The 9,032-nt window shown below is 62.0% G+C and carries 10 protein-coding genes; 7 read left to right on the top strand and 3 right to left on the bottom strand.

Translation table 11 applies throughout. The annotated features are described in order from the left end of the window. Window positions 1-229 (top strand): hypothetical protein (locus G9Q84_RS28200; RefSeq protein WP_181644473.1); only part of this gene is annotated, 229 nt, incomplete at its 5' end. Window positions 230-732: 503 nt separating this feature from the next. Here the strand turns inward: G9Q84_RS28200 and G9Q84_RS28195 are convergent. Further along, complete coding sequence (locus G9Q84_RS28195) at window positions 733-927, bottom strand: hypothetical protein (protein ID WP_181644472.1); 195 nt, start codon at window positions 925-927, stop codon at window positions 733-735. Between the two features lie 86 nt (window positions 928-1,013). Here G9Q84_RS28195 and G9Q84_RS28190 point away from each other — a divergent pair, with 86 nt between their 5' ends. The 3 genes from G9Q84_RS28190 (at window position 1,014) to G9Q84_RS28180 (ending at window position 4,825) form a co-directional block, all read left to right on the top strand. Further along, window positions 1,014-1,814, top strand: coding sequence for a glucose 1-dehydrogenase (locus G9Q84_RS28190; RefSeq protein ID WP_032888248.1), 801 nt, complete (start codon window positions 1,014-1,016; stop codon window positions 1,812-1,814). Beyond that, on the top strand, window positions 1,807-3,648 hold the full coding sequence (locus tag G9Q84_RS28185; protein ID WP_181644471.1) for a glycoside hydrolase family 15 protein: 1,842 nt from the start codon (window positions 1,807-1,809) through the stop codon (window positions 3,646-3,648). Before G9Q84_RS28190 ends, G9Q84_RS28185 begins: the two co-directional genes overlap by 8 nt. Window positions 3,649-3,919: 271 nt before the next feature. After that, window positions 3,920-4,825: an alpha/beta fold hydrolase gene (locus tag G9Q84_RS28180; protein WP_181644470.1), complete on the top strand. Its 906-nt coding sequence runs from the start codon at window positions 3,920-3,922 to the stop codon at window positions 4,823-4,825. Between the two features lie 149 nt (window positions 4,826-4,974). Here the strand turns inward: G9Q84_RS28180 and G9Q84_RS28175 are convergent, their stop codons facing one another. Continuing rightward, window positions 4,975-5,943 carry a GlxA family transcriptional regulator gene (locus G9Q84_RS28175; protein WP_032888242.1) on the bottom strand — a complete coding sequence of 323 codons (969 nt, stop codon included), beginning with the start codon at window positions 5,941-5,943 and terminating at the stop codon, window positions 4,975-4,977. A gap of 90 nt (window positions 5,944-6,033) precedes the next feature. On the opposite strand from G9Q84_RS28175, the gene inhA reads away from it, so the two are divergent. Continuing rightward, a complete protein-coding gene (gene inhA / locus G9Q84_RS28170; RefSeq protein WP_181644469.1) occupies window positions 6,034-6,714 on the top strand; it encodes an isonitrile hydratase in 681 nt (226 codons plus the stop codon). Between the two features lie 50 nt (window positions 6,715-6,764). Here the strand turns inward: inhA and G9Q84_RS28165 are convergent, their stop codons facing one another. After that, on the bottom strand, window positions 6,765-7,394 hold the full coding sequence (locus tag G9Q84_RS28165; protein ID WP_032888237.1) for a LysE family translocator: 630 nt from the start codon (window positions 7,392-7,394) through the stop codon (window positions 6,765-6,767). 158 nt (window positions 7,395-7,552) lie between these two features. Here G9Q84_RS28165 and G9Q84_RS28160 point away from each other — a divergent pair, with 158 nt between their 5' ends. Both G9Q84_RS28160 and G9Q84_RS28155 read left to right on the top strand, forming a co-directional pair. Beyond that, window positions 7,553-8,068, top strand: a complete 516-nt coding sequence (locus tag G9Q84_RS28160; RefSeq protein ID WP_181644468.1) for a sigma-70 family RNA polymerase sigma factor — start codon at window positions 7,553-7,555, stop codon at window positions 8,066-8,068. Continuing rightward, a complete protein-coding gene (locus tag G9Q84_RS28155; RefSeq protein ID WP_181644467.1) occupies window positions 8,055-9,005 on the top strand; it encodes a FecR domain-containing protein in 951 nt (316 codons plus the stop codon). The genes G9Q84_RS28160 and G9Q84_RS28155 overlap by 14 nt, the downstream gene beginning before the upstream one ends. Window positions 9,006-9,032: the final 27 nt, after the last annotated feature.

Raw genomic sequence — 9,032 nt, 5'->3', positions numbered from 1 at the left:
GGATTGCTACAGCCAGGATTTGGCCTCGGCGGCGGGTTACTACAGCCTGGATTTGGCCTCGGCGGCGGATTACTACAGCCAGGATTTGGCCTCGGTGGCGGATTACTGCAACCAGGGTTTGGCCTTGGTGGCGGATTGCTGCAGCCTGGGTTTGGCCTCGGTGGTGGATTGCTGCAACCGGGAAAGGGTGGTCGATAGCCGGAAAAACAATGGCCTACCCAGTGTTTGAAAGAGGTCACGAAATTCGACGTGGCCGGTGCCCTGTAAGAAGGCTCCATACGTTCAAAAGGGTTCTGACGGGCCGGCAACGACTGGCGATCGCCGAATACCGGCCCGCCCTGGCTCTCCGGCGACAGGAACCTGACGTTCGCAGCCGCGTTGCCGTTCGGGGCGGGCACCTGCCGTTCGGCGTTGCCTTGAGGCGCAACATTGTCCTGCGAACGAGCAGAGGTTGATGAAGCAGCAGCGTGTGTATCGGACATCGATACCGACATAAGTTTTCTCCATTGCGGTGGGCGCGATCTTCAGCTTGTCGCTCCAACGTAACGTCGAAGCCCATCAGCTTTCCCATGCGTGGTGCTTTCGTCGGTACCGGTTCCTGTGTCAGCCGCAATATGCGCTGCATGGATGTAAGAAATAGCCAAAAAAATCAAAGCCCCTCGCTGAGCTGCGACTTTTCCCAAACGATACGGGTTAGAACCCGACGCTGGCCTGTAAAAAGAACGTACACGGCTAGCCTAGGTACAACCCCGCAATGTTGTCGCTGGAGCGGGTGTAGTGCTGCTTGTCGAACTCATAGTGGTGTTCTGAGTTCTCAGTGCGCCACGCGTCGAAACGCTGACGCTCGATGGCGTCCACATTGCGCGCGGTTTGATACGGATACGTCGATATAAGCACCCGCACAACAACCAGTGTGAGTCGGCTCAATTTCTCCCAGCTACCACACGGATGAACTTCCGTTGCGCGCCATCAGTCAGCTAATTGAACTCATGAATTAATAGGCTGGGTGGGCAATGCACATCTCGTTAGAGCAACAAGTAGCACTGGTGACGGGCGCCAGTTCCGGAATCGGTGCTGGTGCGGCCAAGGCCCTGGCTCAGGCCGGGGCTGCCGTGGTGCTGAACTACAACCGCCAAGCCGCCCCCGCCGAAGCGCTGGCGGCGCAGATCAACGCCGACGGCGGGCGGGCGATTGCCATTGGCGCCGACGTGTCCAAAGAGGCCGATGTAGAACGGCTGTTTGCCCAGACCCTCGATGCGTTTGGCCACCTGGATATCCTGGTGGCCAACTCCGGCATGCAGAAGGACGCTGCCGTGGTCGACATGACCCTCGACGATTGGAACAGCGTGATCGGCGTCAACCTCACCGGCCAGTTCCTCTGTGCCCGCGCTGCCCTGCGTATCTTCAACCGCCAGGGCATCCGTGAAGGCGTGTCCCGGGCGGCGGGCAAAATCATCCATATGAGCTCGGTGCACCAACTGATCCCTTGGGCCGGGCATGTGAATTACGCCGCGTCCAAAGGCGGCGTGGAAATGCTGATGCGCAGCCTTGCCCAAGAGGTCAGCGAGCAGCGCATCCGCATCAATGGGATTGCGCCAGGGGCGATTCGGACGGCGATCAACCGCGCAGCCACCGAAGGCGCGGCGGAAAAAGAACTGCTCAAGTTGATCCCGTATGGCCGGGTCGGCGATGTGGAAGACGTCGCCAACGCCGTGGTCTGGCTGGCCAGCGATGCCTCCGACTATGTGGTCGGCAGTACCTTGTTCATTGACGGCGGCATGAGCCTATATCCGGAGTTTCGTGACAATGGTTGATTTGAAAAAGGTTGATTTGAAAAACGAACCACAGAGCGCCATTGACGCCCACGGCATCATCGGCGACATGCGCAGCGCGGCGCTGGTTAACGATAAAGGCAGCATCGATTTTTTCTGCTGGCCGGAATTCGACAGCCCCTCGATCTTTTGCTCGCTGCTCGACACCCCCGATGCCGGTATCTTCCAACTCGCCCCGGATTTGCCCAACGCCCGCCGCGAGCAGATCTACCTGCCCGACACCAACGTGCTGCAAACCCGCTGGCTCAGCGATGAAGCCGTGGTGGAAATCACGGACCTGCTGACCATCAGCGAAGAAGCCGATGACCTGCCACTGTTGATCCGCCGGGTACGCGTGGTCAGCGGCCAAGCCAACATTCACCTGCGCTGCGCCGTGCGCCATGACTACGCACGCACGCCAACCGCCGCCTCCCTCGATAACGGCACCGTGTGCTTCAGCGCCGACGGCCAGCCTGGCCTGCGTTTGTCCAGCAGCCATCCACTGCAACTCGAAGACAACACTGCCGTGGCGAGCTTTACCCTGACTCAGGAAGAAGGCGCCGAATTTGTCCTCGGCGGCCAAAACGATGAACGCGTCGACAGCAGCTGTACCGACTTGGCGCTGGCCCACACGTTGAAGTTCTGGCGTGGCTGGATCGCCCAATCGAACTACCGTGGGCGCTGGCGCGAAATGGTCAACCGCTCGGCCCTGGCGCTGAAGCTGTTGACCTCGCGCAAACACGGCGCAATTATCGCCGCCGCCACCTTCGGGCTGCCGGAAGCACCCGGCGGCGAGCGCAACTGGGACTACCGTTACACTTGGATCCGTGACGCCTCGTTTACCGTCTATGCCTTTATGCGCCTGGGCTTCATCGACGAAGCCAATGCTTACATGCGTTGGCTCAAAGGACGCGTCAGCGACTGCTGCGGCAAGCCGACCAAAATCAACATCCTCTACGGCATCGACGGTCGTCAGGAGCTGCCAGAAACCGAGCTGGACCACTTCAGCGGCCACGGTGGCGCCCGGCCGGTGCGCATCGGCAATGAGGCCGTCGACCAGATCCAGCTGGATATTTATGGCGAGTTGATGGACGCGGTGTACTTGGTCAACAAGTACGGCGAAGCCATCTCCCACGAGGGTTGGAAACACACCGTGGAAGTCGCCGATCAGGTCTGCGAAATCTGGAACCAGAAAGATGTGGGCATCTGGGAAATGCGCGGTGAGCAGCACCACTTTCTGCATTCCCGATTGATGTGCTGGGTGGCCCTGGACCGTGCGATCCGCCTGGCCTCCAAACGCTCGCTGCCGGCGCCGTTCGCACGCTGGGACCAGACGCGCCAGGCGATCTACGCCGACATCTGGAGCAACTTCTGGAACGAAGAACGCGGGCACTTTGTACAGCACATCGGCAGCACGGCGCTGGATGGTTCGATGCTGCTGATGCCGCTGGTGCGCTTCGTCGCCGCCACCGACCCGCGCTGGTTGAGCACCCTGGAAGCGATCCAGAAAAGCCTGGTGCGCGACGGCATGGTCTACCGCTATCGCAACGACGACAGCCAGATCGACGGCCTGCAAGGCACCGAAGGCGCATTCACCGCCTGCTCGTTCTGGTACGTCGAATGCCTGGCCCGCGCCGGCCAGGTGGAAAAGGCCCACCTGGAATTCGAACAACTGCTGCGCTACGCCAACCCACTGGGGTTGTATGCCGAAGAGTTCGACAGCCAGGCGCGGCATCTGGGCAATACGCCCCAAGCGTTGAGCCATTTGGCCCTGATCAGCGCGGCGACATTCCTGGACCGTAAATTGAGTGGGGAGAAAACGGTATGGCAACCTTAAGAGGTAACCGGTAAGGCACTGACTCACTGCGGTCCAAATAGCGGTCTGTGCTCTACAAAAACGCAAAGGCTGACACATACTGCTGTGGCGAACAGGCTTGCCCCGCGCTAGGTGGCGAAACCGGCCCAATCAAAGCGCCGCATTCTGCCTGACAGAACGCGGCGCCTGATTTTAGAGCCGCGTCGCAGCCCAGCGCGGGGCAAGGCCGCTCACCACAAGGGCCTTGCTTCCCTTCAAATGTGCTAACGCTGGCCAACCACGGAGCCCAACCATGACCCTGACCGCCCCATTGCTCCACGCGCAAACCTCCATGCTCGACATCGCCTATGAAGCCCACGGCCCTGCCGACGGTGAGCCGGTGATCCTGCTGCATGGTTTCCCTTACGACCCGCGCGCTTACGACGCCATTGCCCCGGTGCTCGCCGGGCGCGGCTGCCGGGTGTTGGTGCCGTACCTGCGCGGTTATGGCCCCACGCGTTTTATCAACGCGCAGGTAATGCGTTCCGGGCAACAGGCCGCGTTAGCCAAGGATCTGCTGGAGTTCATGGATACGCTGGGTATCGCGCAAGCCACGCTGGCGGGTTATGACTGGGGTGGGCGCGCCGCGTGTATCGTCGCCGCGCTGTGGCCGCAGCGGGTGCGCGGGCTGGTGACCGGGGATGGCTACAACATCCAGAACATCGCCAAGTCGCTCAAGCCTCGGGCGCCGGTGACGGAGCATCGGTTGTGGTACCAGTATTACTTTCACACCCAGCGCGGTGTGGACGGGTTGACCGCCAACCGTCGCGAGCTCTGCCAATTGCTATGGGCGCTGTGGTCGCCGTCATGGGCCGAGGGGCCGGACCTGTATGGGCAGACGGCGCCGTCCTTCGATAACCCGGACTTTGTCGAGGTGGTGATTCACTCTTACCGCCACCGTTTCATGTATGCGCCCGGCGATCCGGCGCTGGAAGCCATCGAGCAGGCGTTGGCGATGCAACCGGCGATCTCGGTGCCGAGCATCTCGTTGTGCGGTGCCGATGACGGCGTAGGCCCACCGCCGGAAGAGGACGATGACGTGGAGCACTTCAGCGGTTTTTACCGACGTCAGGTGTTGCCCGGCGTGGGCCACAATATTCCCCAGGAAGCACCGCAAGCGACCCTGTCAGCGATCATCGAGCTACTCGATAGGGTTTAAGGCTCTGCGGCAATCCTGAAGCTGAACACGCTGCCCTGCCCCTCCTCGCTCTCAGCTCGGAGGATGCCGCCGTAGGCTTCGATAAAACCCCCCGCCCGCTGTGGGTGGGAGGCCAACATAGCACCTTGGTTCAACGGTGTACTTTTCGTTCAGGCCAGTGCGCAAAAGCGTTCGCGGTAGGCCTGGGGCGTGACCGACAAGGCCCGCAAAAAGCTGCGGCGCAGGGTTTCTTCACTGCCAAAACCGCACTGCACGGCGATACGTTTGATTGACGCATTGCTGTCTGCCAATTGCCGGCGGGCGGTTTCGACGCGGATCAGCTCGACGGCGCGCGCTGGGGTTTGCCCGGTTTCGGCGCGGTAGTGGCGCACAAAGCTGCGCTCGCTCATGCCGGCCTGGGCGGCCAGGGTCGGGATGTTCAATTCCAAAGTGAGGTTTTCGGCCATCCAGGCGTGGAGTTCTGCGAAGCGGCTGTCGCCCTTTTGCAGGGACAGGGTCACGCTGAACTGCGATTGGCCGCCGGGGCGCTTGAGAAACACCACCAGGTGCCGCGCCACTTCCAGCGCTACCGCGCCGCCGAGATCTTCCTCCACCAAGGCCAGGCACAAGTCGATGCCGGCGGTGACACCGGCCGACGTCCACACGGCGCCCTGCTGGATGAAGATCGGATTGGACTCCACCGTCAGCGAAGGAAACCGGCGCGCCAATTCCTCGCAGCGCGTCCAGTGAGTCGCCACGCGACAGCCATCGAGCATGCCGCTGGCGGCCAGCAAAAATGCGCCCGTGCACACCGAGGTCATGCGTCGGGTATGCCGGGCCTTTTCCCGAACCCAGTCCACCAGCGCCAAGTCTTCGGAGGCGCCATAAACGCCCCAGCCGCCAGCGATTACCAAGGTATCGCAAGGCGCATCGACGGCGGGCAGCGGTTCGGCTACCAGGGCCAGCCCGGCAGAGGTCATCACCGGCGCGCTTTGAGCAGCGATCACCGAGACCGCATAAGGCAGCGGCAGGCCGCGCTGGCGGGCCAAGTCATTGGCGGAAGCGAACACCTGCAACGGCCCGGTCACGTCAAGCACTTGGGCGTTATCGAAAGCGAGGACGTGGACAATTCTGGGCATGATTGGCGTAATTCGTGGGTTCAATGGCGTATTCGCCAAAGCCTAGGCCTCTAGAGTGAAGCCGTCCACCTCTTTATCGGAGCATCCCTGATGACCTTGCAGATCGGCTTTGTGTTGTTTCCCGGCATCCAGCAACTGGACCTGACCGGCCCCTATGACGTGCTGGGTTCGCTGCCGGACGTGAAATTGCACCTGGTGTGGAAAGACCTGGCGCCGGTCACCTCCAGCACTGGGTTGGTGTTTACACCGACCACCACCTACGCCGACTGCCCCAACCTGGATGTGCTCTGCGTGCCCGGCGGTTCCGGCGTGGGTGCGCTGATGGAAGACCCGGCCACCCTGGATTTCCTCAAGACCCAGGCTCAGACCGCACTCTATGTGACCTCGGTGTGCACCGGCTCGCTGGTACTCGGCGCGGCGGGTCTGCTGCGCGGCCGCAAGGCCACCACCCACTGGGCCTACCACGACATGCTCGCCCCCCTCGGTGCTATCCCGGTGCAGGAGCGCGTAGTGCGTGACGGCAACCTGTTTACCGGGGGTGGAATCACTGCGGGGATCGACTTCGCGCTGGTGCTGGCGGCCGAGTTATACAGCGAAGCTGCGGCGCAACTGGTGCAGTTGCAGATCGAATATGCACCGGCACCGCCGTTCGATTCGGGCAGCCCGCAGACGGCGCCTGCGCATGTGCTGGAAGAGGCGAAGAAGCGCACGCAGGAATCGCGCAGGGTGCGCGGTGAGATCACCGCACGGGCGGCGGCGCGGTTGGGCTGACATGGACGCGCGCCGCTAGCTCTGCCTGGCGTGCTCCCCGCCACCCAAGATCAGTTGGGACGAGACATCACCGCCAGGCGCACCGCCAGCAGCATCAGTACCGTCGCCAGGCCCCACTTCTGTAGCCAGGCGCTGTTCGAACGCCTGGCAAAGAACCGGCTGAGCGCCCCGCCAAAACACCCCAGCAGTACGTGAAATACACCGGCAATCACGGTCAGCACCCCGCCGAGCACCATCAGCTGCATGGCAATGGGCCCGGCCTCGGGCCTTACGAACTGCGGCAGGAATACCAGAAAAAACAGCAACGCCTTAGGGTTGAGCAAGCTGTTGAGCATCGCCTGCCAACAGACTTGGCCCAAGGCCACGCGGTTGATGTGAGCCATGTCCAGGCCAGGGCTTTTCTGCAAGGTCTTGAACACCAGCCACAGCAGGTAGATCACTCCCGCATAGCGGATCACATCAAAGGATGGCGGCCAACTGGCAACCAGCGCCGTCACCCCGCTGGCAGTCAATACCGTCAGCAGCAGGTCCGCCACACAGATGCCCAACGCCGACGCCATTGCTCCGCGCCAGCCGTGGGTCACGCCATGGCTGATGACAAAAGCCATGTTCGGCCCCGGTGATAGCAACAACAGCACCACGGCACCGGAAAATATCGCCAGGGTCGCCACGTCGATCATGCTCAGCCCTCCACCAGGAAAGCCCGCAGACTAATCGGCGCGCTTTGGGCAAACAAAAAATTGTGCTGGATACATTGCTTGCCAGTGATTGCTCAACGCCACGACCAACGTCTAGAATGCGAAACATTATCAATTAAGACTGCTGCGCCAGGATGCCCATGTCGAGCGATCACCCACTGGACCATGCCGCCATCGGCCAGCTGTACCATGCCCATCATTCGTGGTTGCGCGGCTGGTTGAGTCGGCGCATCGGTTGCCGTGAGCATGCCGCCGACCTGGCCCAGGAAACCTTCGTGCGCCTGCTCAATGCGCGCAAGCAGCAGACGGTGCATCAGCCGCGCGCGTACCTGAGCAGCATCGCGCGCAGCCTGATGATCGACCAGTACCGGCGCCGTGAACTGGAGCGTGCCTACCTCGAAAGTCTCGCGCATTTTCCGCAGGCTGAAGTGCCGTCGGAGGAAACCCGGCGGCTGATCCTCGACAGCCTCGAACGTATCGACCGCCTGCTCGACCAACTCAAGCCGCGCGTGCGCGAAGCGTTCCTGTTGGCCCAACTTGATGGCCTGACCTGCGCCCAGATCGCCCTGCGTCTGGGCGTGTCCAAAGCGACCGTGGAGCGCGACCTGTCCAAGGCGCTGCACGCTTGTTATCGGTTGCGTTATGCCGAACTATGACCCGCGCCTCGTAGACCAGGCCATCCAGTGGATGATCACGCTGCGCTTCAACACAGCCGACGACGCCAGTACCGCCGCATTTGACCGCTGGCTGCAAACCAGCGCCGAACACCAGCAAGTGTGGCAGCGGGTGGCGACGATGAATGACGACTTCAGCCAACTACCGGCCCAGGTCGGGCGCCATGCCCTGCGGGGTGCGCGCCAACGCATCAGCCGTCGTGATGGCTTGAAACTGCTCGGGCTGATGGCCGGCGCAGCCGGTTTGACCTGGCTTGGCCGCGACTACACGCCGCTGCCGGCCCTGATGGCCGATTACCGTACCGTCACCGGCGAACGACGCTGGGTGGCGCTGAACGATGGCAGCAACATCCAGCTCAACAGCGCCAGCGCTTTCGATACGGCGTTCAATCAAGAGCGGCGCCTGGTGCACCTGCGTCAGGGTGAAATCCTGGTCAATACCGGCGTCGACAGCCGACCTTTCTGGGTGCAGACCCGCGACGGTTACTTGCGCGCCATTGGCACCCGCTTCCTGGTACGCGAAGACGCCCAAGGCACATTGCTCGCCGTGCAACAGGGCAGCGTGGCGCTATTTGCCGACCGTCACGACACCCACGCACAGCAGTTGATAAAGCCGGGCGAACAGGTGCTGTTCGACCGCAGTGGCATCCGCCCTCCCCTCGCCAATGGACTCGACCCTTGGGCTTGGAGCGATGGCGTGATCAGCGCCCACAACATGCGCCTGGATGACTTCCTCGCCGAGCTGGGCCGCTATCGAAACGGGCTGCTGCGGTGCAGCGAAGCGGTCGCCGGGATGCGCGTGTCGGGCACCTATCAGTTGGACGATACCGATCAAGTACTCAGCCTGGTGGCGCATTCACTCAAGGTCGACGTCACCTACCGCAGCCGTTATTGGGTGACTGTTTCACCCCGCGTATAACCCTTCAAAAATAAATGAGGTGAATTC

Source organism: Pseudomonas sivasensis, assembly GCF_013778505.1.
Classification (GTDB): Bacteria; Pseudomonadota; Gammaproteobacteria; order Pseudomonadales; family Pseudomonadaceae; genus Aquipseudomonas; species Aquipseudomonas sivasensis.
Note: the sequence above shows the minus strand (reverse complement) of the source record. Positions and strands in the feature narration are given on the sequence as shown.

What these genes read in the sequence shown, in the direction of transcription:
- G9Q84_RS28190 (WP_032888248.1), top strand. Translation starts at nt 1,014, where the DNA reads ATGCACATCTCGTTAGAGCAACAAGTAGCACTGGTGACGGGCGCCAGT.
- G9Q84_RS28185 (WP_181644471.1), top strand. Translation starts at nt 1,807, where the DNA reads ATGGTTGATTTGAAAAAGGTTGATTTGAAAAACGAACCACAGAGCGCC.
- G9Q84_RS28180 (WP_181644470.1), top strand. Translation starts at nt 3,920, where the DNA reads ATGACCCTGACCGCCCCATTGCTCCACGCGCAAACCTCCATGCTCGAC.
- G9Q84_RS28175 (WP_032888242.1), bottom strand. Translation starts at nt 5,943, where the DNA reads ATGCCCAGAATTGTCCACGTCCTCGCTTTCGATAACGCCCAAGTGCTT.
- inhA (WP_181644469.1), top strand. Translation starts at nt 6,034, where the DNA reads ATGACCTTGCAGATCGGCTTTGTGTTGTTTCCCGGCATCCAGCAACTG.
- G9Q84_RS28165 (WP_032888237.1), bottom strand. Translation starts at nt 7,394, where the DNA reads ATGATCGACGTGGCGACCCTGGCGATATTTTCCGGTGCCGTGGTGCTG.
- G9Q84_RS28160 (WP_181644468.1), top strand. Translation starts at nt 7,553, where the DNA reads ATGTCGAGCGATCACCCACTGGACCATGCCGCCATCGGCCAGCTGTAC.
- G9Q84_RS28155 (WP_181644467.1), top strand. Translation starts at nt 8,055, where the DNA reads ATGCCGAACTATGACCCGCGCCTCGTAGACCAGGCCATCCAGTGGATG.